Annotated in this window: 20 protein-coding genes and 4 pseudogenes; 21 read left to right on the top strand and 3 right to left on the bottom strand. The window is 58.1% G+C overall.

Annotated features, from left to right (window positions below; translation table 11 throughout):
* Window positions 1-293: 293 nt before the first annotated feature.
* Window positions 294-1136: a radical SAM/SPASM domain-containing protein gene (locus AC0NIH_RS31820; protein WP_473467635.1), complete on the top strand. Its 843-nt coding sequence runs from the start codon at window positions 294-296 to the stop codon at window positions 1134-1136.
* Window positions 1137-1559: 423 nt separating this feature from the next.
* Here AC0NIH_RS31820 and AC0NIH_RS31815 read toward each other — a convergent pair.
* Window positions 1560-1777 (bottom strand): annotated as a pseudogene (locus tag AC0NIH_RS31815) (transposase); the annotation flags it as partial.
* Window positions 1778-2039: 262 nt separating this feature from the next.
* Between AC0NIH_RS31815 and AC0NIH_RS31810 the strand changes: the two are divergent.
* From AC0NIH_RS31810 to AC0NIH_RS31785, 6 genes and pseudogenes are all read left to right on the top strand, one after another.
* A pseudogene (locus AC0NIH_RS31810) lies at window positions 2040-3252 on the top strand (IS110 family RNA-guided transposase).
* Window positions 3253-3960: 708 nt separating this feature from the next.
* A complete protein-coding gene (locus tag AC0NIH_RS31805) occupies window positions 3961-4551 on the top strand; it encodes a hypothetical protein (RefSeq protein WP_473467668.1) in 591 nt (196 codons plus the stop codon).
* A gap of 2 nt (window positions 4552-4553) precedes the next feature.
* A complete protein-coding gene (locus tag AC0NIH_RS31800) occupies window positions 4554-5570 on the top strand; it encodes a S8/S53 family peptidase (RefSeq protein ID WP_473467637.1) in 1017 nt (338 codons plus the stop codon).
* A 220-nt stretch (window positions 5571-5790) separates the two neighbouring features.
* The gene (locus AC0NIH_RS31795) at window positions 5791-6750 is read left to right on the top strand and encodes a S8/S53 family peptidase (RefSeq protein WP_473467639.1); all 960 of its coding nucleotides are present in this window, start codon (window positions 5791-5793) and stop codon (window positions 6748-6750) included.
* A gap of 327 nt (window positions 6751-7077) precedes the next feature.
* Window positions 7078-8091: a 1-aminocyclopropane-1-carboxylate deaminase gene (locus AC0NIH_RS31790; protein WP_473467641.1), complete on the top strand. Its 1014-nt coding sequence runs from the start codon at window positions 7078-7080 to the stop codon at window positions 8089-8091.
* Between the two features lie 632 nt (window positions 8092-8723).
* On the top strand, window positions 8724-9011 hold the full coding sequence (locus AC0NIH_RS31785) for a hypothetical protein (protein WP_473467643.1): 288 nt from the start codon (window positions 8724-8726) through the stop codon (window positions 9009-9011).
* Here the strand turns inward: AC0NIH_RS31785 and AC0NIH_RS31780 are convergent.
* Window positions 8990-9268 (bottom strand): GDP-mannose 4,6-dehydratase, encoded by a 279-nt coding sequence (locus tag AC0NIH_RS31780; RefSeq protein WP_474025123.1) that lies wholly within the window; start codon window positions 9266-9268, stop codon window positions 8990-8992. The two genes, AC0NIH_RS31785 and AC0NIH_RS31780, sit on opposite strands and share 22 nt — an antisense overlap.
* 579 nt (window positions 9269-9847) lie before the next feature.
* Here AC0NIH_RS31780 and AC0NIH_RS31775 point away from each other — a divergent pair.
* The 14 genes and pseudogenes from AC0NIH_RS31775 to AC0NIH_RS31710 all read left to right on the top strand — a co-directional run bounded on the left by AC0NIH_RS31775 (window position 9848) and on the right by AC0NIH_RS31710 (window position 23807).
* Window positions 9848-11149, top strand: coding sequence for a lysine N(6)-hydroxylase/L-ornithine N(5)-oxygenase family protein (locus AC0NIH_RS31775; RefSeq protein WP_473467670.1), 1302 nt, complete (start codon window positions 9848-9850; stop codon window positions 11147-11149).
* A gap of 526 nt (window positions 11150-11675) precedes the next feature.
* Window positions 11676-12455, top strand: a complete 780-nt coding sequence (locus AC0NIH_RS31770) for a phytanoyl-CoA dioxygenase family protein (protein WP_473467646.1) — start codon at window positions 11676-11678, stop codon at window positions 12453-12455.
* A gap of 325 nt (window positions 12456-12780) precedes the next feature.
* Window positions 12781-14763, top strand: a complete 1983-nt coding sequence (locus AC0NIH_RS31765; RefSeq protein WP_473467648.1) for a class I tRNA ligase family protein — start codon at window positions 12781-12783, stop codon at window positions 14761-14763.
* Between the two features lie 706 nt (window positions 14764-15469).
* Window positions 15470-16624, top strand: coding sequence for a TlpA disulfide reductase family protein (locus AC0NIH_RS31760; RefSeq protein WP_473467650.1), 1155 nt, complete (start codon window positions 15470-15472; stop codon window positions 16622-16624).
* A gap of 672 nt (window positions 16625-17296) precedes the next feature.
* Complete coding sequence (locus AC0NIH_RS31755; protein ID WP_473467652.1) at window positions 17297-17602, top strand: CCE_0567 family metalloprotein; 306 nt, start codon at window positions 17297-17299, stop codon at window positions 17600-17602.
* Entirely contained in the window at window positions 17599-17916 is a 318-nt protein-coding gene (fdxB, locus tag AC0NIH_RS31750; protein WP_473467654.1) for a ferredoxin III, nif-specific, read from the top strand. The genes AC0NIH_RS31755 and fdxB overlap by 4 nt, the downstream gene beginning before the upstream one ends.
* A gap of 47 nt (window positions 17917-17963) precedes the next feature.
* Entirely contained in the window at window positions 17964-18275 is a 312-nt protein-coding gene (locus tag AC0NIH_RS31745; RefSeq protein WP_473467672.1) for an exopolysaccharide production repressor protein, read from the top strand.
* Between the two features lie 93 nt (window positions 18276-18368).
* Window positions 18369-18482 (top strand): annotated as a pseudogene (locus tag AC0NIH_RS31740) (1-aminocyclopropane-1-carboxylate deaminase); the annotation flags it as partial.
* A 369-nt stretch (window positions 18483-18851) separates the two neighbouring features.
* The gene (locus AC0NIH_RS31735; RefSeq protein WP_473467656.1) at window positions 18852-20438 is read left to right on the top strand and encodes an ABC transporter substrate-binding protein; all 1587 of its coding nucleotides are present in this window, start codon (window positions 18852-18854) and stop codon (window positions 20436-20438) included.
* A gap of 25 nt (window positions 20439-20463) precedes the next feature.
* Window positions 20464-21411 carry an ABC transporter permease gene (locus tag AC0NIH_RS31730; protein WP_474025280.1) on the top strand — a complete coding sequence of 316 codons (948 nt, stop codon included), beginning with the start codon at window positions 20464-20466 and terminating at the stop codon, window positions 21409-21411.
* A gap of 51 nt (window positions 21412-21462) precedes the next feature.
* Window positions 21463-22065: pseudogene (locus AC0NIH_RS31725) on the top strand (ATP-binding cassette domain-containing protein); the annotation flags it as partial.
* 15 nt (window positions 22066-22080) lie between these two features.
* Window positions 22081-22734 (top strand): aspartate/glutamate racemase family protein, encoded by a 654-nt coding sequence (locus AC0NIH_RS31720; protein ID WP_473469641.1) that lies wholly within the window; start codon window positions 22081-22083, stop codon window positions 22732-22734.
* 199 nt (window positions 22735-22933) lie between these two features.
* Window positions 22934-23134 carry a hypothetical protein gene (locus tag AC0NIH_RS31715; protein WP_473469637.1) on the top strand — a complete coding sequence of 67 codons (201 nt, stop codon included), beginning with the start codon at window positions 22934-22936 and terminating at the stop codon, window positions 23132-23134.
* On the top strand, window positions 23127-23807 hold the full coding sequence (locus tag AC0NIH_RS31710; protein WP_473469635.1) for a M24 family metallopeptidase: 681 nt from the start codon (window positions 23127-23129) through the stop codon (window positions 23805-23807). The genes AC0NIH_RS31715 and AC0NIH_RS31710 overlap by 8 nt, the downstream gene beginning before the upstream one ends.
* A gap of 143 nt (window positions 23808-23950) precedes the next feature.
* On the opposite strand, the gene AC0NIH_RS31705 is transcribed toward AC0NIH_RS31710, so the two are convergent.
* A complete protein-coding gene (locus tag AC0NIH_RS31705; protein ID WP_473469633.1) occupies window positions 23951-24196 on the bottom strand; it encodes a hypothetical protein in 246 nt (81 codons plus the stop codon).
* Window positions 24197-24222: the final 26 nt, after the last annotated feature.

Here is a 24222-nt window from a genome sequence, read left to right as displayed (position 1 = left end):
GTGCGTCGGCTGCGGCGGCATGTTCAAATCGCGTCCGCTGTGACGAACTTAAACATGATGTGGAAAACCATCTTTAATTAATAATATTGTCCTTGTCACTTAACCGACGAATTTTAACAATAATGTTATGCATAGCTGACCCTCGAGATGCTAAGATTTGTAGAAATGTTGTAATGTTTTAGGGAAGCGGCTGCTGAGGCCGCCACTTTCCGTCAGTGAGTCAACAGGCGATCTCACGAAAGGCAATCACACAACTGTGGGCGTTTCGTTGGACGTAAGAAGGGTCATTACCGATGATTTTGCCGGAACTTCGCTCAGCAATCCCAGCCGGCCGGGTCTTGGAGATCACGACCACCACGGGATGCGTCGTGGGATGTTCATATTGTCCGCAGGACAAGTTCGCGGACCGGCAAACAAAAATATCTCATGCGAAACACCTCAGTCTTGAAAACTTCAAGCGGTGCCTGGCGCGCGTACCAACCTCTGTCGACATTGGTTTTGCGGGGTACTCCGAGCCTTGGCTCAATCCGGACTGTACCGAAATGGTGGAGCACGCTTTCGCCAAAGGCCACGGCATCAGGATTTTTACCACCTTAGTGGGAATGAACAGGCACGATCTGCAACGGCTGCAAGCGTTGCGCTTGGGCGTATTCGTGGTCCATGTTTTCGATGACGGCACCTACATGAACAGCCGCCTTGTCGGAGACAAGTATCGCGATCTGGTTCGGCAACTCGTCCACGCGGGCATTCCTTCGATCCGATTCGTGGTTTTGGGCGAGCCCCATCCAGATGTAGCCGAGATTATTCCTGCCGAACTACTCATTCGCGCGCGACCCGTGAGCAGCAGGGGTGGAAGCGTCGACCCCAAGATCGTTGAACCACGGCAGCCAATCGTCGGAGCGCTGACCTGCGTGGACCAACGACAGTATCGGAATGTTCTTCTTCCAAACGGCGACGTTACCCTCTGCTCCATGGATTTTGAGCGACGTCACGCATTGGGGAACCTTCTATCGGGTGGTTACTCGGACCTATTTGAGAGCCCAGCTTTTTGCGAAATCGTCGATCGCATGAATGGAGCGGCTGGTTTTCTGCTTTGCAGGATGTGTGAATTTGCCGATCCAAACGACAGGACCTGACCGATGGCGGCTGAGCGCGGCGGGGCGTGAAATGCGGACGGCCCTGGAACGGCAAAATGCACATGCCCCCGAAGTCATCATGTTTTCACAATCACGCTGACACAGCCCCGATGCGCGGCAGCAATCCTCGACCGTTTCCGAGACGAACTCATCGAAGCGGTCTTGGGCGTCCAACGGAGTTTGTAGGCTGTAGTTTGTAGGCTGTCTTGGAGGCGTCGCCGATCAGCAGGTCAACCTCGGGCGCTCGGAAATAGCGTTGTCAATCCGGATCAGCGGGCTTGATTACTCATCTGTTCACGCCCCAACTCGTCAACGCCTTCGCCCTCCCAGACGATCCCCTCTTCGACCTCCTGAGATCGTGCCCCAGGGAGTGGTGTAACTGACGGCTTGGTCGCCGTGCTCTCCGGCATGGGGCCGGGCTGATCAGCGTGCCACTGCTGGCAGGCTGATGAGCGGATCATCGCTCATCTGGCGGATCGTTTCCAGAGTCATATATCTGGCCCGCTGCACTGCCCATTCATCGTTCTGTTCGAGCAGGATTGCGTCGAGACCAGACGCACGATCGCATCGTCGTTCGGGAAGATTCCGACGACCTCGGTGCGCCGCTTGATCTCGCCGTTGAGACGCTCGATCGGATTGGTAACCGGTATGATCATGACGGTGCCATCCGATCCCCGCTGGAGATGATCGATTTTCGGCGTATGGTGCGACCATCCGGGACAGGGGCACCGGGAGCACGCCAAGTGCGGGCAGGCCGATGTATTCGATGAGCTGTGAGCTCGCGTTAGTAGCTGGCCGCCCCTGCGACCTGCCCGGTTGCGCCGAGAGCGCGGATCCGTAGGTGTCGCGTCGCCCGCCGGCTCCCGACTGTTTGAGGAGGAGCCGATGAGACGCGTGATTGGAATGGACATCCACCGCACCTTTGCGGAGGTGGTGGTTTGGGAAGGTGGCCAACTGCGCCATCACGGACGGGTCGAGATGACCCGGTCGGGACTGGAAGGGTTCGGCCGCAGTTTGCGAAGGACGGATGAGATTGTCGTCGAGCTACGGGCAACGCCATGGCGGGTGGTGCGGGTTCTGTCGCCCTATGTCGGCCGGGTGATTGTCGCCAACCCGATGCAGGTGAAGGCGATCGCCCATGCCAGGATCAAGACCGACAAGATCGATGCCGGGGTTCTGGCGCAGCTCCATGCCAGCGGCTTTCTGCCGGAGGTCTGGGTTCCGATGAGCGGACTGAGTGGCTTCGCCGCCTCGTCGCGCGGCGCAACCAGGTCGTGCGGCATCGCACGCGCGTGAAGAACGAGGTGCATGGCATCCTGCAGGCGCATCTCGTGCCGAAGTGCCCGCATGCCGATCTGTTCAACCGTCGGGGTCGCGCCTGGCTCGAGCGGCAGGTGCTTCCCGACGACGAGCGGGCCGCTATCGCTCGCCACATCCGCGTCGACCGCCTGGCCGAGGATCTGGCTGACCTCGATCGGGAGATCGCCCGGGAAGCGGTTGATGATGTGCAAGTCCGGCGGCTTCAGACGATCGCCGGCGTGAACGCCATCGTCGCGAGTGGTATCATCGCCGCCGTCGGCGACATCCGGCGTTCCGCGAACCGCAGAAGCTGGTGAGCTACTTCGGCCTCAATCCTCGTGTGCGTCAATCCGGTCTTGGCTTGGCGCAATATGGCCGGATCAGCAAACATGGGCGTTCCCGTGCCCGCGCCATGCTGGTCGAGGCCGCCTGGGCGGCGGCGAAGGCGCCCGGACCGCTCAGGGCTTTCTTCCTGCGCATCCGCAACAAGCGCGGCCATCAGGTCGCAGCCGTGGCGCTCGCCCGCAAGCTCGCCGTGTTGATCTGGCATCTGCTGACAAAGGAGCAGGACTACTTCTGGGCTCGCCCGGCGCTGGTGGCGGCAAAGCAGAGGCAGCTCGCTCTCAAGGCTGGCGCGCCAGGCGAGCGCGGTGTCGGTCGCCGCGGTTCGGCTTACGCCTACAACGTGAAGGAGTTGCGAAACAGCGAGAAAGCCGCGGCCGAGAACGCCGAACGTGCCTACGAGCTGATGGTTCGGCATTGGCGGTCACGAGGGCCGAAGCGGCGCACGTACGCCACAAACGAGGAACGACTATAACGGCTGCGTGGCGGCACTCTCATCCTCTCGCACCACTCTTTGCCACGTGGTCGTCCGTGCCGGACAAATATAGCACAAGGAAATGTGGCGGCACGACCGACGCCTCGGTCCGCTCCAGCATGGCGCCGTGCTCGACACCGTCAAGGCGTGGCCTGGAAACCTCGCAGCCGGCCGTGGCGCCAATCGCACCGGCCAGCCTTTTTTTCAGGCGACTCGCGTTCAGAACTTCAAAATGGGCGGCGCAATCCCCGCCTGAAGAGGATTGCGTTGAATAGGAATGGAGGCCGTTTCGAGGGTTCTCCGATGTAATGGCCGGAGCGCGAAGGGAGTGTTCCTGTGCCCATGCGGGTGGGTCCACGCTCAGGGTGTTCGTCGACATCCGTCAAATTGTGTCGGCTTTGTCGGTTTGAGGACATAGCCTTGGTTGGCCGGCATCTTGGGCGCGTTTATATAAGCCATTGAAACCAAAATACAATTGCCTTCTCCTGCACCGATATCTAGATTGGCATGAATTTTGCTAAATTTCGCAGATGGGGCGGGCGCAGCTTGCCAGCGAAGAGCGAAGAGAGGGCTCGACAAAATTGAAGGACGGGGGATCACAGATTTGTTGCGAATGAATACGTTGCCCGCTGGCGGCCCTGCGTCTCGGCTAAAGCCTCCGTGCGGTTTGAAGATGCGGCGTGGGGCTGCAATGCGCGTGTCAATTACATGATTTGCTGGCGGGACCGGGCGCTGCAGATGTGCATACGGTTTGCGAGCTACGTCCTGTTCGTGATGACATTCTTCGTCAGCGCTATGACAGCGAACGGACAGGAGACCAGCCTTGTTGGCATTTACCAGGGTTCGGAGCTAACCGCGGCCGCCAACCATCTGGGACAAGGCGGATACGAGCTGTCGGGTGGTGCCAAAGTGTCTTTCGACAAGTGGTACCACAGCAAATGGATCGACATGCGATTTGAAATGTTGACGCAGCTGTCGGAGGACTTCGGTCTCCTGTGGGGCGCGAGCACCGGTCAACGCGCCGAAAAGGTTCGAATCGACCCAAGTGTGAAACTCGGCTTCATTCTGCAAAAGCGACCGACGCCGTCCACGACGCTTTCTTTCACCGTCAGTTCGATTTTGGGCGGGAACCTGACGGAACGACCTTGCACGGCTGACTATGGCGCCGTCGGCGGCTTTCACGCAGTGAATTGCCGTCTGGCCGCCTCGCAACTGCGGCCCTCGGACACGTTGAAACACATGATAAACCTCGAGCCAAGCCGATGGAAACTCGACCTACGGTTCAGGGGTGAATTTTAGCGATGGTGAAAGGCAAAGCCGTAAATTTCGTTGATGAAGAACAATCAGACAGGAAGTTGATTATGCACAAAACACAGTTGTTCCCGGCAGGTTTCGTTGTCGGTCTTATAGCGTGCCTATTGGGTGCACCCGGTTTCGCGGATGATCTTGATGCCGGTGTCAACGGCAAAGGAACGACCGGTACTCCAGCCGCGGAAAGCAGTAGCTCGGGCTGTCCACAAAATGCCGACGGCACATTCTGCTGGATGAGCGGGGATATTGGTGAAGCATGGACATCAGGCTTTATCGGTTCCGGCGTATCGATAAATGTCATAGATGACTTCAAGGAACAGCCATTTGATGCAGACCTCGGTCGCGGTACGCAGAGGCAGCGACATGGAGACTGGGTCGCTGAAATTGCCGGCATGGTCGCCCCTGGCGCAAACATATTCAAGTATGACTATCTCGAGGGGTCTTCGATCAGGCTGCAGGACGGCCTCAATATCATCAATGCGAGCTATCGCATCATAGAGCCACTGAGCCAGCATCCGCGCGAGCAGGCGATTGTCAATGCCGCCTGGGCGGGCACTGCCATCGTCACAAAGAGTGCCGACAACCGCAGCAAAGAGGTAGGTTTGCCGCACGAAGGGGATTTCGATGAGCTAACCTTCGGGCTGATCGGGGCGCCATCGGCAATCTTCGTGGGTGCGCTCGACCATAATGGCACTCCCGGGAACGAGACGCGGCTGGCCCGATACTCGAATTATCCCGGCTCAAACCTCGAGGTGCGGAACCAGTTCCTGGCCGTGGGTGTCGAGGGTGACAAGACTGGCCTATACGGCACGTCTCATGCGGCACCTGTGGTTGCAGGCTATGCCGCCATCCTGGGCAGCAAGTTCACGTCCGCAACGCCGACACAGATTACCAATCAGCTGCTGGATACAGCCAGGACCGATACGCTCGTCAACTACAATCCGGCGACTTACGGCCGCGGCGAAGCCAGCCTTTCGAGGGCGCTGGCACCCGTTTCGATTCACTAGACTGCCATCCTACCGTCATGCGTCCGAACGTGGGTGGATCGCGGCGCCCAGGCTGTGAATTGCCGTCTGTGGCGTCGCTGCTCCGGCTGGCGGACACGTTGAAATACTGGCAAAAGCTCATCTGAATCCGCTGAACATCGGTCTCTGGTTCAGAGGTCCTTCTAGCCAGGGTGAAATGCTTCGTCTTGTTGATGAAGAACAGGTCAAACAGGAGAGTTGAATGCAGATAAAGCGATTATTGCCGGTGACGTACCTTGCCAGTCTTGTCCTATGGACGTCGGCACCACCCGGTTTCGCCGATGACCTCCAATCCAGGCTCGCCGGCGATGGAGTGGCTGCAAGGCCAGCCATGGAGGGCAGCAGCTCGCGTTGCCCACAAAATGCCGATGGCACCTATTGCTGGATGAGCCCGGACGTCGGCGCAGCATGGGCTTCGGGCTATAATGGGTCTGGCGTGTCGGTAACTGTCATAGATGACTTCACAAGTAACATGGGACAGGAGGGGGATCTCGGCCATGGCTCCCAATGGCGGCAACATGGGCAGTGGGTCGCTCAAGCAGCCGGCATGGTGGCGCCTGGCGCAAACATAATCGAGCTTGACTATTCGCAACAAGTTCCACTCACGCTGAAGCAGGGCCTCAATGTCATTAATCTGAGCTATGGCCTTGAGGAACCAGTGAGCGGGTACCGGCTTGAGCAGTCGATTGTCGATGCGGCTCGGGCGGGTGCTGCGGTCTTCACAAAGGCAGCCGGCAACGGGTCCGTAGCGGTAGATACCCTTGCCGATGGGGATATTGATTTCCTTGCTCTCGACCTGATTGGGAAGCAATCGGCAATCTTTGTGGGTGCGCTAGAGCGCAATGGCACTCCCGAAAACAAGGCAAAGCTCGCCTCCTATTCGAATTACGCCGGTTCAGATTCGGAGGTGCAGAACCACTTCCTGACGGTGGGGGTCGAGAGGGACAAGACTCGCCTATCCGGAACGTCAATCGCGGCATCTGTGGTTGCAGGCTATGCCGCTATCCTTGGCAGCAAGTTCACGTCCGCAACACCGACGCAGATTAGCAATCAGCTGCTGGATACAGCCAGGACCGATACGCTCGTCAACTACGATGCGGTGACTTATGGTCACGGGGAGGCTAGTCTTTCGAGGGCACTGGCACCCGTTTCGATCAGGTAGACGTGCATGCGATTGAGCAGCTAAACTTTCTGTGAGGCGTCAGAGCCACAAAATCGCTTCACAGAATTCGCCCCAGAAACCACGCGGTCCAATCGCAAGCCCGACAAAACGCAGATGTCGATCGGGTGCGTCGTACGTTTCCGAGGCGATGGTCGCCTCATCGCAGCATGCCGACATGTGGATCGCTTCGTCTCAATCGCAAGGAAAGCGCTGGAAATCCCCAAGGCTCTGACAGGTGGTCGGAGAGCGCGGCCGACCAATTCAAGCAGCGCTTATGGAACGAGTATTGCGTGGCTAACTCAGCTGAATGACATCGCGGGAGAGAGTATGCTGGAAAAATTCGAGCGTTACCCGCTCACCTTCGGACCCACCCCTGTCGAGAAGCTCGACCGGCTCGGCCAGCATCTGGGCGGCAAGGTGGAAATCTACGCCAAGCGCGAGGACTGCAACTCTGGTCTCGCATTCGGCGGAAACAAGCTGCGTAAGCTTGAATACATCATCCCCGATGCCATCGCGTCAGATGCCGACACGCTCGTCACCGTCGGCGGCGTGCAGTCCAACCACACCCGCATGGTAGCAGCCGTCGCCGCCAAAGTCGGCATGAAATGTTTTCTGGTTCAGGAGAGCTGGGTCCCGCATGACGATGCCGTCTACGACCGGGTCGGCAATATTCTCTTGAGCCGCATCATGGGGGCAGAGGTGCGCCTGGTCGACGAGGGCTTTGACATCGGCATCCGCCAAAGTTGGGAAAAAGCTCTCTCTGATGTCAAGGCAAGGGGCGGCAGACCTTATGCGATACCAGCCGGGGCTTCTGTCCACAAATACGGCGGCCTCGGCTATGTCGGGTTCGCCGAGGAGGTGCGCGCACAGGAGAAACAGCTTGGGTTTGCCTTCGACTACATTGTCGTTTGCACGGTTACCGGTTCAACGCATGCCGGCATGCTCGTGGGATTCGCCGCGGACGGTCGACAGCGCAACGTGATTGGTATCGATGCCTCCGCCACTCCCGCCAAGACAAAGGCGCAGGTGCTTGGCATTGCGCAGCATACAGCGCAGCTTGTCGGGCTCGGAACGGAAATCGTCGAAGATGACGTGGTGTTACTCGAGGAGTACGCGTATCCGCGTTATGGCATTCCATCCGATAGAACCAAGGAGGCGATCCGCCTGTGTGCGCGGCTTGAAGGCATGATCACCGATCCCGTCTATGAGGGCAAATCGATGCAAGGGATGATCGACCTCATCCAGAGAGGCTTCTTTCCGGCCGGATCAAGGGTGCTGTACGCGCATCTCGGCGGCGCCCCGGCGATCAACGCCTATGGCTGCATGTTTCGAGATGGCTGATGCAAGACAGAGCGATGCGCCGTTGCGGCATGCGCTCGCTTTGTGAAGCGACGGCTCGGAAATTAGCGGGCGCCCGACTGCTTAGGCACCAAGGTAGATGGCCAGCGGGGTCCGACATATGGTGTCAAGAGAGCCAAAGCACACCACGCCGCCGCTTGCAGGAGGAAGAAAGGGCGGAGTCATGACTTCGCGGGAACGTCGCTCAGCACTCCCTGCCGGCAGGATATTCGAGGATAGCGACGACCACGAATGCACGTTGGATATTCATATTGTCCGCAGGACAAGTTTGCGGATCGGCAAAGACAAGTATCTCATGCATGCATCTCAGCCTTGAGCCGAGCCTTGGCTCAACTCGGACTGCACCGAAATGGTGGAACAGCCGCCTTGTCGCAGATCGGCATCGCGGTTTGCTTACGCGGACGTCCTTCGCTCCTGTTCGTGGTCTTGGGCGAGCCGCACCCGGATGTGGCTGACAGCATCGCTGCCGAAAGGCTCATTCACGCGCGGCCCGCGAGCAGCAGGGGTGGAAGCGTGGACCCTGACAGCGTGCACTACGCCGGCCGGTGGTTGGAGCGCTGACCTGCGTGGATCAACGACAATATCGGAGTTCTCTGCCAAACGGCGACGTTACCATGTGCTCCGTGGATTTTGAACGCCGCCACGTCCTGGGCAACCTTCTACGCGATGGCTACGCCGACCTGTTAGAAAAGCCGGCTTTTCGCGAAATCGTTGACCGCATGAATGAGTCGATGGCTTTCTGCTTTGCAGGAGGTGTGAGTTTGCGGATCCAATCGACCGCGCCTGATCGGGCCGGCCGATCGCTTGAAAGGGCGTGCCTGCGAGTGCGGGTCGCATGCTGCGAGATGGACATGCCCCGCGAAGTCATCCGCATTTCACGTCACGAAAGCATGATCCCGTAGGCGCGGACCACGACCATTTCCGAAACAATCTCGTTGAAAGTGGTCTTCGGCTTCCAGCCGAGCTTGTCGGCTGCCTTGGAAACCCCACTCAGCAGGTCAACCTCGGTTGGACGGAAGTAGCTTTTATCGAGGCGGATCAGCGCTTGGCTGCTCATCCGTTCACGGTCCACCTCGTCCACGCATTCGCCCTCCCAGACGATCTCCTTTTCGATGCGCCTGAAGGCAGCCTCGACAATTCCTCGACCAGCACAATCCATCTTGGAAGCACCCGGCTGGGACTCGATGAGGTATAAGTACGACCACGTGCAAAATCCGGTGCAAAGTTTCGGACAAAGTGTCGAATGCCCGACAGGCCGCAAAGCTGCTGCCCGGTGCATTGCTGCTGTTTACTCTGGCACGTTCGATGCGGGGGACCTCCCAAACACAGCAGCGGATCTTGCAATGATGACATCCACCGAAAAATGCTGTCGCCCAATTCATGACCGCCGCCTCGCAGGTCGTCAGGCGGATCGAAGGGCGGCTCACCGAACCGGGCGGGCCACCGCCCCCAATTGCAAGAGGGATAGGCCGCGAAACTGCCTCGCTAGCCACACCGGGGTCGTCGAGGCGGGTGGATCCTCCACGCCAGCTACGTGCCACATGGCGCTGGCATGAGTGCCGACTTCACCGCAGAGCCGCGGTCAGCGTGGATCACACCTGACAACACAAACGGGCGGACAAACTGTTGCAGATCGGGCGGCGCCGACCAACCCTGCGGGACGGATAAGACCAACGGCCATGGGCGATATTCGCGGCGCGCAGCGTCCGATCAGGAAACCTCACTAGGAGCAGGACCACTGGAGCTCTCCTGCATTGGCATCGGTGCCGGCCCGTCCAATCTGAGCCTGGCGTGTCAGATACACGAGCAAATCGGGCACGGGGCACTATTCCTGGATCGGCAAGTCGACTTCCGCTGGCACCCAGGCAGCGCATTCGAGTCCTCGGAACTCCAGGTAAGCCACTTCAAGGATCTGGTCACGCTGGTGGATCCACGGTCCGCCTACACGTTCATAAACTATCTGCACGAGAACGGACGTCTCTATCACTTCCTGAATGCACAGTTCGACTCTGTGCTCAGGGCTGAGTTCGAACACTATTTCCACTGGGCCTTCCGCAGGAACCCACTCGTCCGCGGCGGTGAGACCGTTCGTGAAATAAGCTATGATGGCGAATTTCGAGTGCGGACAGACAACGCTGATTTCAGTGGCAAAGACCTGGTAATCGGCATCGGCAAGCAGGCGCACATTCCATCTCAATTTCAGGGTTGGATCGGACGAAACCTGTTCCATTCATCCGATTTGCTGCACATCCATCCCGAGGTGCAGCAAAAGCACGTATGCGTCGTGGGTGGAGGCCAGTCGGGAGCCGAGGTGCTGTTGCACCTTCTTAGTGCCCCGAGAGAACGGCGGCCCGTCTCGATCACCTGGGTTTCGCAGCGAGAGAATTACCTGCCCATCGACAACAGCCCGTTCACAAACGAGTTGTTCATGCCCTGCTTTTCGGATCGTTTCGCGGCAATGAGCGAGACGCAGCGCAAGCTGTTCCTCAAGCGTTTCGTGCTTGCCTCCGACGGCATTTCCGACCGCACTGTGCGCGCCGTCTATCAGGCGCTGTATCGCCACGAATTTCTCGAGCTGGACCTGTGTAACATCGCCTTGCGCCCCGGGTGCAACGTTTCGCGTTGCAATAACGCCGGCGCGGGCCACAGGCTGACCCTACAGCGCGGTTTGGGCGATGTCGAAGAAGTCACGGCCGACATCGTCATCCTGGCCACCGGTTACGAGAACGCGGTACCAGCATTCCTGGAACCGATGGCGGACCGGCTGGAAAAGATCGACAATGAACTGGCCATTGGCGACGATTTTTCGGTGAACTGGGACGGACCGTCTGACAGACGCATCTTCGTACAAAACGCGAGCCTCGGGCAGCGCGGGCTGGCTGATCCGAATCTAAGCCTACTGGCCTGGCGAGCGCGTCGCATCCTCGACAGCCTTCTGGGGCGCGCGCCGCGCGCCGCAAGTGAGCATCCCGGCTTCATCAGCCCTACCTCCGTCGACAGCTGGTTCGACCCCGTTGCAGAAATGGGCGGCGGGATATGACCCGCCGACTGCGGGTCATCGGCGGTGGCATCCAAGGAACGATGTCGGCCTTCGCCGTAGCGAAAGCCGGAGCCTTCTCCGAAATCATCGCAACTGAAATGGTTGGACTCAGCGGCCCATCACATTACTCCGCGGGCGAGCATTTCCCCTTCGGCCGCAAAGACTCTAGCAGGTCTGCCGGCCCTGATCGCCCAGCCTCAATGGGACCGTGTCGCAGAAATTCGTGCGGGGCACGGCTTGCGCTGGGTCAGACCACACGAAAGGTCGCCTACCGAACAGCCGCGTCATCAATAGCATGGTCGGCCGTCTACCGTTCAGACGTACCGCTCGCAGACGTTTACAAGCCTCGACGATCTCCAGTGAGGAGGGACAATAAGCCCCGCAACATACCCGGAGCGGAACGTGCTTCGCACCGCAGTCCCAGATGCCGTGGAGTACCGTCTGCGTCGATGCACAGCCTGATCGCCCGCCCGACTGCCACAACCGGGATGTTAGACCCCCGTCCTACCAACAGGAGGCTTTCCGCATGTTGACTGATGCACAAAGAGAAAAGTGGCAGAAGGACGGCTATGTCAGGCTCGAAGGGTTCTTCGATCCAACGGCTGTGGAACGCATTTCCAGCTTTGTTGAAGACGTATCATGCTGGGAGGTCAGCGATGATAAATGGCTCATGTGGTTCGAAAAGACGACGGATAATCGAAAGATCACCTCTAAAGCCGAGAATATTCTCGAGTTCCATGATCCATTGCGTCATCTACTCCTCGACGATCAGCGCATAGAGTCTGCGGTCGAGGAACTGCTCGATGAACGGTCGCGCAGGCTCAAGGAGTTGCTGATTTTCCACTATCCCGACAGCGGCGGCTATCGCCCGCATCAGGACATCTATCACATTCCACACGGACTGCCCGACCGGATGGTGCATGCGGTCGTTGCGATAGGCATCGACGACTCCGACCCGGGCAACGGCGGGCTTTTCTTCAGCCCCGGCAACCACAAGAAGGGGATATTTCCCATGGATGCCGGTGGGGTGATTAATCCTGAGGTCGCCGAAACGTTCTCCTGGGAACCCGTAATATGGAAGGCTGGCGACATCTTCATCTTCGACGACTACGCACCGCATTACTCGCAACCGAACAAAAGCAACCGTTCGCGGCGGACGCTCTATTTGGTCTTCCAGCGTGCTTCAACCGGTGGACCGACTCGCGCCGAATATAATGTGCTTAAGCGCGCCGTTAATCCGCCAGAGGGCAAAGTGGCCGATCTAGACAATCTCAAGCCGCCAAACGGCATTTTCTATCGCGATTGAACTCAAGCAGCTAGGCGAGGCATGCACAGGAAACTGATCGGCTGCTCAAATGCGGAGAGCATTGCGTTTTCGATTGTGGACTGCTGGAGCCGCGCCGCAGCCGTCACGAGGCTTTGGCATGACGATTGTGGGGTGGTCGCCGGGCTGTCTTCCGTGATGTCTAAAGCCGTACTGGCGTGCCCGCCTTGGCCCGCCTCGGGGCTAGAGTTGGATTATTCTGGCGGGAGCGCCAACGGGTCCGGGCTGCCGCCTCTCTTCGCGACTTTCGGCAGAGGCTTTGCGTTGGCGGGCGAAGATACCACTGCTTGATTAGCTGAGGTTCGTTGTGCGCAAATCCACGTTTTCTCGAACGGAACTGTCGCGGGCGTTCGGTATTGACGTGGCCACGCTTGGAACGGGAAGCGCGGGCACCGGATTTTCATTTGGCAAGGTGGCACCGGGCGTCACATCCGAGCCCCATCGGCACGACGAAATCGAGGCTTTCGTGGTCCTGTCTGGCGCGGGCAAGGTCAGGACCGACCTTGGGGAAATCTCGATCAAAGCCGGCGATGTCGTTCTGTTTCACCCTTTTGAAGCGCATGTACTGTGCAACGATGGGGACGAAGATCTAGAATTCGTCGATGTCTACTGGCGTGACGGCAAGGCCGCCCTCGATGCCGCTGCACAGGTCGCGGCTCCCCGCCGGCCGATCTTCGTCTTCTCCGCGCCGCCGACGCCTAATGGCGATCTGCATCTGGGGCATCTTTCTGGTCCTTATTTTGGTGCCGATGTCTACACGCGTTTCCTGCGCATGAAAGGGGCCGAAGCCTACCACCTGACTGGGAGCGACGATTACCAGAGCTACGTTGCGACGCGCGCCGATGCCGACCAATCGACGCCCGCAAGGGTGGCTCGCCACTACGCGCACGAGATTCGCACCACGCTTGGTCTTCTTGACTGCGAGATCCACAGCTTCCTACACACGATGGGTGATGCCGCTTATGGCGAATTTCAAGCCGCGTGTTTCCGTGGTCTTCTGAGCAGCACGGCCGTAGATCTGAGCGAGAGCCCTGCGCTGTTTGACGCCGTGACAGGCGATTACCTTTACGAACCGGATGTTAGCGGCCTCTGTCCGGATTGCGGCGCCTCCGCCGGTGGCAACATCTGCGAGGAATGCGGTGCACCGAACCTATGCCACGACCTGGGTGCAGTCCGGTCGCGGCTCTCGGCCGAGGCGCCGCTGGTCGGCTTCGTGCGCCGCCCCGAACTTGCTCTGGAACGGTGCTACGTCAATATAGACCGGCATTTAAGGGCGTCGGGCGCCCCCGTTCGGATCCTGGACCTGTTCGCGCGTCTACGCCAACGCGCCGACCTTTCCGTGCCCATTACCCACCCCTCGAACTGGGGCCTGCGGGCCGAGGGGCTCCCTGGGCAGGTGATCTGGGCTTGGCCGGAGATGGCTTTCGGATTTCTTTACAACATCCAGGCTCTAGCTCGCATGCTTGGGCGCGACTGGAATGCGTCGATGCCCAGCAACGACTGGCAGATTGTCCATTTCTTCGGTTTCGACAATTCCTTCTACCACGCGCTACTCTACCCCGCTGTTTATGCCGAGGTGTTCTCCCACTGGACGCCGCGGGTCCGGTATCACGTGAATGAGTTCTACCTGCTCGATGGCCAGAAGTTCTCGACCAGCCGTCGCCATGCGGTCTGGGGCAGGGAGGTTCTGGGACCAAAGACAGTCGACGTCGTGCGTCTTCATTTAGGCCTGACACGCCCGGAAGGTGAGCAGACGAACTTCACGCTGGACGCGCTACGCCGCACCGACAATGAGGTGTTTCAGGGGATCTGGCTGAATTGGCTTGCCATGCTGCACCGGGAAATCAAGGAAGACTTTGGCGGCTGTGTGCCCGACGCAGGCGACTGGGCTCCCACAGATCGCGCTTTCTTTGCTCGGATAGAGATGCATTGCGCGGGGATGGAACGCGCCTATTCGGACGATGGCTTCTCGGTCCGTCGCGCGGCTGTGCAGGCCTGCGATTTCGTGCGCGATTGCGTAATCTATCGTCAGGCGCAAGACTATGCAGTGGCGCGACGTCTCTATCCCGCCCGCACCCGGACTTCCCTCGCGCTTCAGACAACAGCCGCTGCTATCCTTGCGCATACGCTCGCACCGCTGATGCCCCGATTTGCCAGCACGCTAGCGCGAGGCATCGATGGCGTCTCAACCGAAACATGGCCCACGTCCGTGCGGCGACTTGCGCCAGGGACGATCTTTGATCTCGGACCCGTGCTAGCGTTCTATGCCAAGTCAGAAAATCCTAAATGACCAGCGAGCACATGAGCTACCCGAACCTCGACCGGAGGTGCGTGGCAATCAAAGCCGATGAAGACCAATGTCTTTACTCGCTGCCGCTGGCGCCCGAAGGCCGCTACCAAACTCTTGAGACCAGATTGGCCACCTCAACCAGCGAATCGTTGACGCCGACCTTCCAGTCCTTACTGCTGCAACGGCGTGGGCTCTGCGCTAAGCAACCGCTCCGGCATGCGGGGATTGCCGTCCGAGCGCCGGTCAAATCCGCATGGGTCGAGGCACTGGAATCTGCAACGCTGCCGAACCTCTGTCATGAAAAAAATGGAAGGTGCATGCGGCATCCGCCGTCTAGCGAAACAGCATACGCACTATCCGGCAGCTCGCACCCGATATGCCCGGCCTCATCGACCCGGCGCTGTTCGCTGTTCTAAGCGATTTACGCACCAGAGATGCGTGTCCAAAACCTGACAGCCGGCAGAAAACATGTCGGGATGGAAACAACCGTCCTCTTGGCTCTGTTCGACTTTTCGAAGCCAATAAAGCGTTTGCAGCGTGCCAAGCGCGCTGGCACGGCCTTTGCTCGTTGAGGGGCGGCGATGGTGGGTTGACCCGCATGAGACCACGCCACAGGTGTGATGGCCTCCCGTGTGTTCCGTTCCTGAGGGTAGAGCCAGATCGCTTACGGACGCCAACGAGGTCCGAGAAGCTTTTGGAGAACAAGATGGTGTTGCGTATCGAGTCCCCGGCTCCTCCGATCAAGGTCAGCAACTGGCTCCGTGGCAAGCCCCTCGCGAACTTTCAACCCGGCAAGGTGTACCTTGTTGAGTTTTGGGCGACTGGATGCGGACCTTGTGTGGCGGCGATGCCCCATCTGATGCAGCTACAGGACAAATTTAAAAATAGCGGATTTGAGGTGGTCGGAGTCGCAGCTAGCGAAGATGGCCCGACCGCGGAGGAGACGCGGACGAGCTTGGATGCTTGGCTGGTTCAGAGATACCCCAATTTAAATTATCGGATCGCCTTCGATTACACAGGCGAAATGAACAGACTTTGGATGAAGGCGAGTTCTTCTCTCGGGATCCCTGCCTCGTTCCTGGTGGACCGCGACGGCCGCATCGCATTCATCGGCCACCCATCGGAACTCGATGACGTTTTACCCAGAGTTATAGGAGGAAGCTGGCGCAGCAGCGACGAAGCGAAAGCCGCTGACAAAGGGCGGATCGATGGGAACCAGCGCACAGCGCGCGAACTGGCGCTGACCGAACCGGTTTACGCCAAACTCCAACCGGCGATGCAGGCGCAGGAATGGAAGGCGGCACTCTCGGCCGTCGAAGAAGGCCTCGCTTTGATGCCAGACAATTACGGGTTCCGGCATACTCATGTGAATATTCTGCTTCACAAGATGCGCGACATGGAGACCGGGTTGCCAGTTATGCGCCAACTAGTCGGAGACGCTATCGACAAGAAGTTTGAGGCCGTGTCCTGGATGGTTATGGCCCTGAAGCAACTCTTCGATCCCTCGACGAACAACTCCCATCTTCCCCCTGCTGAGCGCTTCGCGATGGGCAAAGAGCTGTCTGAACAAATCTTGGCCCTGAGTCCTCAAGAAAACGACGGCCCCCTTAAATTCGTTTGGTACGTTCCAGTCGCTGAGTACCATTATGAGTGTGGCAACAAGGTTCGCGCGATCGAGCTGATCGAGGTTGCGCTGAAATCGCTCGACCTTCCGGAGCCAATGCCGGACCACATCAAACAGTACTACCTTACCCCCTTGCTCCAAGCCTTGGCCAACTACACGGGTGAGAACGCCTCTTACGCGGATCTCTGCGTGGTTCCACAAACTAAGGCTCCGGAAACTCAAACCGCAGCCGCCTGATGAGCAAAGATCACAAAGGAATACGTGGAATTGAACCTGGTGGATTTTCTGCGGCGGCGCGCCGGCAGGAAGTATGCCCCAGGTAGTAGAGGCGGGGCGGTTTGATGCAAATAGAGGCGCAGACATTAGTGACCCAACAAGCGGACACTGCTCGGAAGAGAAGTTCGCGCCGAATTTGGGTCTTTGAAGGCATCACAGTCCAGGACGGGTCGAGATCGGCCGTGACGACCTCAATTGCCTGGAATCGGACCCTCCACGCCAGCAGCCGATTGCGCAGATGTGCCCGCACTCGGCGTACCCGAAAGCAGAAATCCTCCGTTGCGGACGAGGACTCGAATTTGAGGAAACGAAATCTCTCACGGCGCCTGTCCTGCTGTCAAAAAGGGGCAACTTGCCCCTGTTTAGCCAATGCCTCCTGCGGCTTATCCAATGCTCAGGGCTCCAGGGCTCATGCGAGGGAAATCTGCGACCGAGCTGCTGGGGCTGCTGTTCGGCTTCATCGTCCAAGGAACTGCGCCGGACGAACCGATCATTCGCGAACTGATGCGGATGTGGAGGCCCTGTGTTTTCACCGCAGCAGAGATAGGGATCGAGGTGAGCTCAAAGTTTCTGGGCCTCTGACTCGTTTTTTTCCCGGACGGCAGTTGTTCGTTCTGTCGAGGCGTCCGCGGGTTGGGCTTCGAGACTTTCCGGGAGGTCGCGGATTCCGGAACCAAACTGGTCGATGATGCGATGTCGTGCGGGCGTGAAAAGACCGATTTTCAGGGAAGGATAATGTCAAAGTTGGATGAGATGGTGAAGAAGGTCCGAAAGCTTCAACTGCGCGCAGCAATTGCTAAGACGAACCTGCGCGACCTTGCCGAGGGTCTTCCGGTGAAATGGACTGAGATAGAGGAAGTGGCCGAGAAAGCGCACGCCGTTTATGCGGAGTTGCATGGTGCCAGGAGAGAGCTTGCGAAAATGAAGACTTTACGATGAGCAGTGAATTCATCACCCGCGACGGGTCCGCATGGATGCCGAAATATCTGATCGCTATAGACGGCAAGATCTGCATCGGCTGCGGCCGCTGTTTCAAAGTCTGCTCGCGCGAGGTCATGCATCTTTACGGCGTCGACGACGCGGGTGAGATCCTCGGTGCCTGCGACGAGGGTGACGACGACTTCGATGGTGAGCTCAATCGCATGATCATGGTTGTCGACCATGGCGGCCGCTGCATTGGCTGCGGAGCCTGCGGCCGCGTCTGCCCAAAGAACTGCCAGACCCATGTCGCGGCCGATCAGATCTCAGCATGAGTTGCATGATTTGACGAGACAAAATCAGGAGAACGGCATTGCGGTTCATGATTTTTTGTCGGCTCCTCGGGCTGGTCCTGTGCGGCAACGCTGTGACGGTTTACTTCGCCTCGCATTCGTTCCGTCTAGCAATCGTCACGACGCTGGGCTGTTCGCTACTTCTTCAGCTGGGCTATTTCGCAAGTGTGCTCTTTCTGATTTGGCGATCCAGATGCGCTGGCAAAGCCGGGCAAGGGGCTGAGCTTGTCGATAGGTCCCAGGAAGTTCGGTACCAGTCGCGCGACGATGAGCATAGGAATGAAACCCAAGATGTGCCCCAGCGCAATCAAACGCTCGGCATTTCGCTGCTCCTTCCTTGAGGCGCCGTAACAAGATCAGTGGTCAGACCCGTCACTTTGTTGAGGTCATGGTCCCCTGGTATGGTTGAAGGCGACGGGCATTCTCATCGTAACGCCGGGGGCGGCAGACCTTATGCGATACCAGCCGGGGCGTCTGTTCACCAGAATGGCGGCTTCTGCTATGTAGGGTTCGCGGAGGAGGTGCGCGCTCAGGAGAAACAACTTGGGTTGCTTTTACCGGAGATACATCTGACAAGGATGAAGCAGTGGCCGTGGAGGCAATCCAGATCGGCGGTATGAGTGCTCAGGCGGCCTGATGCAGGCAACCACCGAAACGCATCGAGACTCATCGGCGAAAGACGCAGATGCCGATCAGGCACATTTGAAACAGGGTCTGCGCTAGGCAGCGCGACTTTGACGCCCTTCGCGCACTGGACGCCCTTTAGCATCGTTAAGTGAAGCCGGCTCCTGGAGGCGACCAGTATCTGATGGGAAAACGACTGGACAGCACTCAGCGGTGGCCAATAGGCGCGGCTGCTACCAACCGGTTTACCAACGTCGAAATAACCAGCCATGAGGCTGGAAAAAGGGAAAAAAATGAGCGATGCACTGTATTTTCGCACCGAACGCGTTGCCAAAGGCAAATTTTCTCGACGCGACTTTCTTGGCCGCACAGCCGCCCTTGGGCTGACCGCAATCGTTACCGATAGCCTCCTCGCTTCGGCGGCCAAAGCCGAAGGCCCCGTTAAGGGCGGCCTTCTCAAAGCGGGCCTCACAGGAGGCTCGGCAACCGACAGCCTTGATCCGGCGACGTGGGAAGGAATTGTTCCTCTGCATTTTGGACACCAATGGGGCGAGAAGCTTGTCCAAATAGCTGAAAAGGGTGAACTTAAGCCGGCGCTCGCGGAAGAATGGGGCCCCTCTAAAGGGGCGCAGGTATGGACCTTCAAGATCCGCAAAGGCGTCGAGTTCCATAACGGGAAGGACCTGACGCCGCAGGATGTGGTCGCCACTATTGAACGCCATTCCGACGCCAACTCCAAATCGGGTGTCCTTGGAAACCTCCAAGGAATCGACACGATCACGGTAGACCGTCAGAACGTGGTCTTCACGCTAAAAGGACCCAACGTCGACCTGCCGTTTCTGATGGACGATTGGCACTTGATGATCCAGCCGAATGGCGGAAAGGACAACCCTGCGGATGGAATTGGCACGGGCCCTTACAAAGTCACCGTCAATCAACCCGGAGTGCGTCATGGCGGCGAGAAGTTTGCCAATTATTGGCGTGATGACCGTGGCTTTGCTGACCAGATCGAAATCATCGTAATCAACGATGAGACCGCCCGAATGTCAGCGCTGCGGAGCAGCCAGGTCCATATCGTCAACCGCGTCGACCCGAAGGTCGTCAATCTCTTAAAGCGTTTGCCCGGCATTACGATCCGCAACCTGGCCGGCAAGAACCACTATATGTTCGCCGCTCAATGCACAACGGCGCCGTTCGATAGCAACGACCTGCGCCTGGCTCTGAAATACGCTATCGATCGCGAGGAAATGGTTCAGAAAATCCTGATGGGCTACGGCTCCGTTGGCAACGATTTTCCGATCAATAAAGCGTATACGCTCTTTAGCCAGATTGAGCAGCGCACGTTTCACCCGGACAAGGCGGCCTTCCACTACAAAAAGTCGGGCCATTCGGGGCCGTTGCAACTGCACACTTCCGAGGTCGCCTTCCCCGGCGCCGTCGACGCGGCTCAGCTTTACCAGCAGAGCGCGGCCAAGGCGGGCATTACCATCGAAGTCAAACGTGAGCCCGGAGATGGTTACTGGTCCGAAGTTTGGAACAAGCAGCCCTTCACAGCTTCCCCCTGGGCCGGCCGTGGGACCCAAGACCAAATGTATTCCACCGTCTATTATTCCAAGGCCGCATGGAATGAAACCCGCTTCGTCGACGAGAAGTTCGACCAGATTTTGTTCCAGGCACGCGGCGAGCTCGATGCTGAAAAGCGCAAGAAGCTTTATGCCGATATGGGAGAGATCGTCCGCGATGAAGGCGGCGCCATAATTCCGATGTTCAACGATTTGCTCGACGCTACCGGACCCAATGTCGGCGGATGGGTAGCAGATTATGGCAATCTCGAATTGATGGGCTGCTATGCACTTTCCAAGTGCTGGCTCTCGGCATGATTGTGTTGCGGCATTGCCTTAGCCAATACTTAGACTAATTGCCCAGCGCGTTGCGCTGGGCATCCTCCTTTTGTTGGCCATTTCGGTCCTGATCTTCGCCGGCACCCAAATCCTGCCCGGCGACGTCGCGCAAGCCATTCTCGGACAATCGGCGACACCGGAGTCGCTTGCCAATTTGCGTGAGCAGCTCGGGCTGAACGACCCGGCCTATGTCAGGTATTTCCACTGGCTCGGCGGCGTGCTGACCGGCGACCTGGGCACCGCCATGTCGAGCGGCCAGGATATCGCGACCTCGATCAAGGGCCGGCTGTGGAACACGCTGTTCCTCGCCTTCTGGGCGGCGGTCGTCGCGGTGCCGCTGGCGATCATCCTCGGCCTGATCGCGGTGCGCTACCGCAATGGCTGGGTCGACAAGCTGATCTCAGGACTGGCGCTGGCCTCTACCTCCTTTCCCGAGTTCTTCATCGGCTATCTCCTGGTCTATTTCTTCGCCGTGAAATGGCAGATCTTCCCCGCCATCTCGACCGTCTATGACGGCATGCCCTTTGGCGAACGCATGCAGGCCATCGCGCTGCCGGCAACGGCACTGACGCTGGTCGTGCTCGCCCACATGATGCGCATGACGCGCGCGGCGATCCTCAACGTCATGCAGTCGGCCTATGTCGAGACCGCGGAGCTCAAGGGGCTTTCAGCCTTCGCGGTCATCCGCAGACACGCCTTTCCGAATGCCATCGCGCCGATCATCAATGTCGTCATGCTCAACCTCGCCTATCTCATCGTCGGCGTCGTCGTGGTCGAGGTGATCTTCGTCTATCCGGGCATGGGACAGTATCTGGTCGACCACGTCACCAAGCGAGACGTGCCGGTGGTGCAGGCGGTCGGCCTGATCTTCGCCGCCGTCTATATCAGCCTGAACATCATTGCGGATATAGCGGCGATCATCGCCAATCCGCGTCTCCGACATCCGAAATAGGCTGATATGCTCGATATCAAACGCATCCCCAGCCCTGCGCTGATCGGACTGATCATGGTGCTGCGTCATGAAAGGCTGGTCGAATGGGGCGGCACGCGCCAGATCATCAAGGAACCGCGGCAGGAATACACCAACGCGCTTGTCTCGGTGCATGAGATCGAACACGCTGAGCAGAAACCTGGCACGACGCCGTTCCTGTCGGCGAAGAACGTCACCGCCGCCTATGGCCGCAGCCACATCAAGGTGCTGAAGAACGTCTAGGTGGACATCTATCCCGGCCAGACGTTGGCCGTGGTGGGTGAGTCCGGCTCCGGCAAATCGACGCTGGCGCGCGCCATCACCGGGCTTTTGCCGCCCGAAGAAGGCACCGTCACCTTCGACGGACGCCCGCTGGCCAACTGGCTGGCCGACCGACCAAAGGAAGACCTGCGCCAGTTGCAGATGATCTATCAGATGGCCGACGTGGCGATGAACCCGCGCCAGACCGTAGGTACCATCATCGGCAGGCCGCTCGAATTCTATTTCGGCATACGCGGCCGCGACAAGCGCTTTTCCGAACTGCTTGACAAGATTGAGATGGGCAAGGGATTTGTCGATCGCTACCCGGCCGAACTTTCAGGCGGACAGAAGCAGCGCGTCTGCATCGCCCGCTCGAGGCTTGGTGATCATATGCATCCCGATATTTCAGTGAGCATCATTCCAATGGGGCCTAGCATGCCGGACTGGGAAAGTGGTGATCTGGCGGCAATCCGCCAGCGACTGGCTATTTCGGCCTCCCGATTGAGCGCCGCTGGATGCGATTATTTCGTCTGCCCAGATAATACAGCCCATTTGGCTTTAGAGGCGAACCGTCCTGACCTTGCGTTGCCCGGCCTACATATTGCTGATGTTGTAGCAAGCGAGGCGAGCCGGCTCGGTTATCGGAAGCTCGGGATACTTGGTACGAAGTGGACAATGACAAAACCAATGTATTTCTCTGCCGCCAAGGCGAGGGGTATCGATGCAATTGCTTCTCGTGAAAAGGATAAAAAGTTCATTAACGAAACAATCTTCTCGGAATTGTGCAATGGCGTTTTCGCCGATAACACACGAGCTCACTACGCGGAAATCATCGAACGATTGAAATCGCAAGGCTGCGACGCAGTTGTCCTGGGATGCACCGAAATTCCAGCGCTTATTTCTCCTGAACAGTCGCCTCTGCCAACACTGGACCCGACGCGCCTGCTCGCTCAGCACGCTCTGGATTTAGCGCTCGGCGGGAAGGAGGACCCACTTGGCGAGGTGGAGCTTTCTTCGATGTTTCATTTTAGAGTTAATCCGTAAATTGAGCAGAAGTCCGCTAGCCGTCAATCGCAGAATAACGTATTCATGCCAGACAACAGATGCGTTGATCATCAACAGGGAATGACTGAGATGTCGTCGTTAGGAGCATGGATTCGAGAAAGCGGAATTTAAAAGCCGCGTAGCCCGCGCTAAAAGGCTTGTGGTTCAACGTAAAATTGATCGATTGTTGCTGTCAGCGATGGACAATGTACGTTATTTCTTAGGTGTAGGTTCAAGTTTTTGGGAAAGTTACACCCGTCCGTGGTCGGTGCTTATTCCTGCCCGGGCTGATCCGGTAGCGATCGTCCCTGAAATTAGTCGTAGCGGCACAGAGATCACTGATGCCTCCAATCTGATCTGGCAGTTGCGGGTGATCAAAAAGCTCTGCAGAAGTGAATAGAATCAAGCAATCTATCACTATTGCAGATATTGCGTTCACCCATGTTCCCGAGTTCGCCAACGTTGGAGATAGCAAACGCGAAATTCACCGAAAATTTTCGTTTCGTTTAACCGAAGCTGGCGCCGACGCGATACCGATGCGCTTGTGTAGGCCGGAGGAAGGAGGGATCAACGAAGTTACTGGCGGTCCCAGGAATCGCAGAATTGAGAACGGTGACCTGCTTTTTATTGACACGGGGACGGTTTTCGACGGCTACTTCTGCGATTGCGATTGCGATTGCAACTACCAAGTCGGCAATGCGCCGGACGCGTTGAGTTTGGCCTATGAAGAAGTTTGGGAGTCAAACGCGATCGGGATTGATGCCGCCAAGCCAGGGGCGACTGCAGGCTCAGTTTTTGCAGCTATGAATAGGCATCTGTCGTCTAGCCAGGGAGATACGAATAACAACGGGAGAATGGGCCATGGTCTCGGGCTGCGGGTCAGTGAGCCGCCATCCTTGCGCCTTGGCGACAACACAAAACTCGAACCTGGAATGGTGATTTGTGTGGAGCCGGCGTTGGAATACGAGCCAGGCAAAATGGTGTTGCACGAAGAGATTGTATTGATAATTGAGGATGCTGCAACAATCCTCACCCCACGCACGCCGAAAGAACTTCCGAGGCTACGCTTGTGAGAGCGCCGAGTGTGCTGGCCGGCCCAAAGCGAATCTTGGTCTGCTTGCGCGCCCGACGAAAGCGATTCTGGCACCGGAGGCTGTAGCCCAGGGACGTGGCCGCACAGATGTTATAGTGTTGCCGCCATCCTTCGAGAACGATCTCAACCTCCTTGAGGCTGTTTTGGCCCGCCAGCCGCAACCCGCTCGCTCAGGGTCTTCGCAACGAACTCCGGGCCGTTGTTGGGATCGAATTTGGCCCGGATGCCGCACAGAAATGAACAGGTCGGACGAGCCTCGATCACGTCGACGGCCGTCAGCTTTCGCCCCCCAGATGCATTTCCTTGTGACTCATCAATCACGTTCGGCATACGGAATTTCCCTGCATTGTGAATAAGATCTTCGATCAATGACCTTACTCGGTTGGGATACTCTG

The sequence above is a fragment of the Mesorhizobium sp. WSM1386 genome (genome assembly GCF_055901595.1).
This window is presented reverse-complemented; position numbering and strand designations above follow the sequence as displayed.

What these genes read in the sequence shown, in the direction of transcription:
- AC0NIH_RS31820 (WP_473467635.1), top strand. Translation starts at nt 294, where the DNA reads ATGATTTTGCCGGAACTTCGCTCAGCAATCCCAGCCGGCCGGGTCTTG.
- fdxB (WP_473467654.1), top strand. Translation starts at nt 17,599, where the DNA reads ATGAGCAGTGAATTCATCACCCGCGACGGGTCCGCATGGATGCCGAAA.
- AC0NIH_RS31720 (WP_473469641.1), top strand. Translation starts at nt 22,081, where the DNA reads ATGCATCCCGATATTTCAGTGAGCATCATTCCAATGGGGCCTAGCATG.
- AC0NIH_RS31805 (WP_473467668.1), top strand. Translation starts at nt 3,961, where the DNA reads ATGATTTGCTGGCGGGACCGGGCGCTGCAGATGTGCATACGGTTTGCG.
- AC0NIH_RS31790 (WP_473467641.1), top strand. Translation starts at nt 7,078, where the DNA reads ATGCTGGAAAAATTCGAGCGTTACCCGCTCACCTTCGGACCCACCCCT.
- AC0NIH_RS31785 (WP_473467643.1), top strand. Translation starts at nt 8,724, where the DNA reads ATGTGCTCCGTGGATTTTGAACGCCGCCACGTCCTGGGCAACCTTCTA.
- AC0NIH_RS31770 (WP_473467646.1), top strand. Translation starts at nt 11,676, where the DNA reads ATGTTGACTGATGCACAAAGAGAAAAGTGGCAGAAGGACGGCTATGTC.
- AC0NIH_RS31745 (WP_473467672.1), top strand. Translation starts at nt 17,964, where the DNA reads ATGATTTTTTGTCGGCTCCTCGGGCTGGTCCTGTGCGGCAACGCTGTG.
- AC0NIH_RS31780 (WP_474025123.1), bottom strand. Translation starts at nt 9,268, where the DNA reads ATGGATTGTGCTGGTCGAGGAATTGTCGAGGCTGCCTTCAGGCGCATC.
- AC0NIH_RS31735 (WP_473467656.1), top strand. Translation starts at nt 18,852, where the DNA reads ATGAGCGATGCACTGTATTTTCGCACCGAACGCGTTGCCAAAGGCAAA.
- AC0NIH_RS31800 (WP_473467637.1), top strand. Translation starts at nt 4,554, where the DNA reads ATGGTGAAAGGCAAAGCCGTAAATTTCGTTGATGAAGAACAATCAGAC.
- AC0NIH_RS31760 (WP_473467650.1), top strand. Translation starts at nt 15,470, where the DNA reads ATGGTGTTGCGTATCGAGTCCCCGGCTCCTCCGATCAAGGTCAGCAAC.
- AC0NIH_RS31715 (WP_473469637.1), top strand. Translation starts at nt 22,934, where the DNA reads ATGGACAATGTACGTTATTTCTTAGGTGTAGGTTCAAGTTTTTGGGAA.
- AC0NIH_RS31795 (WP_473467639.1), top strand. Translation starts at nt 5,791, where the DNA reads ATGCAGATAAAGCGATTATTGCCGGTGACGTACCTTGCCAGTCTTGTC.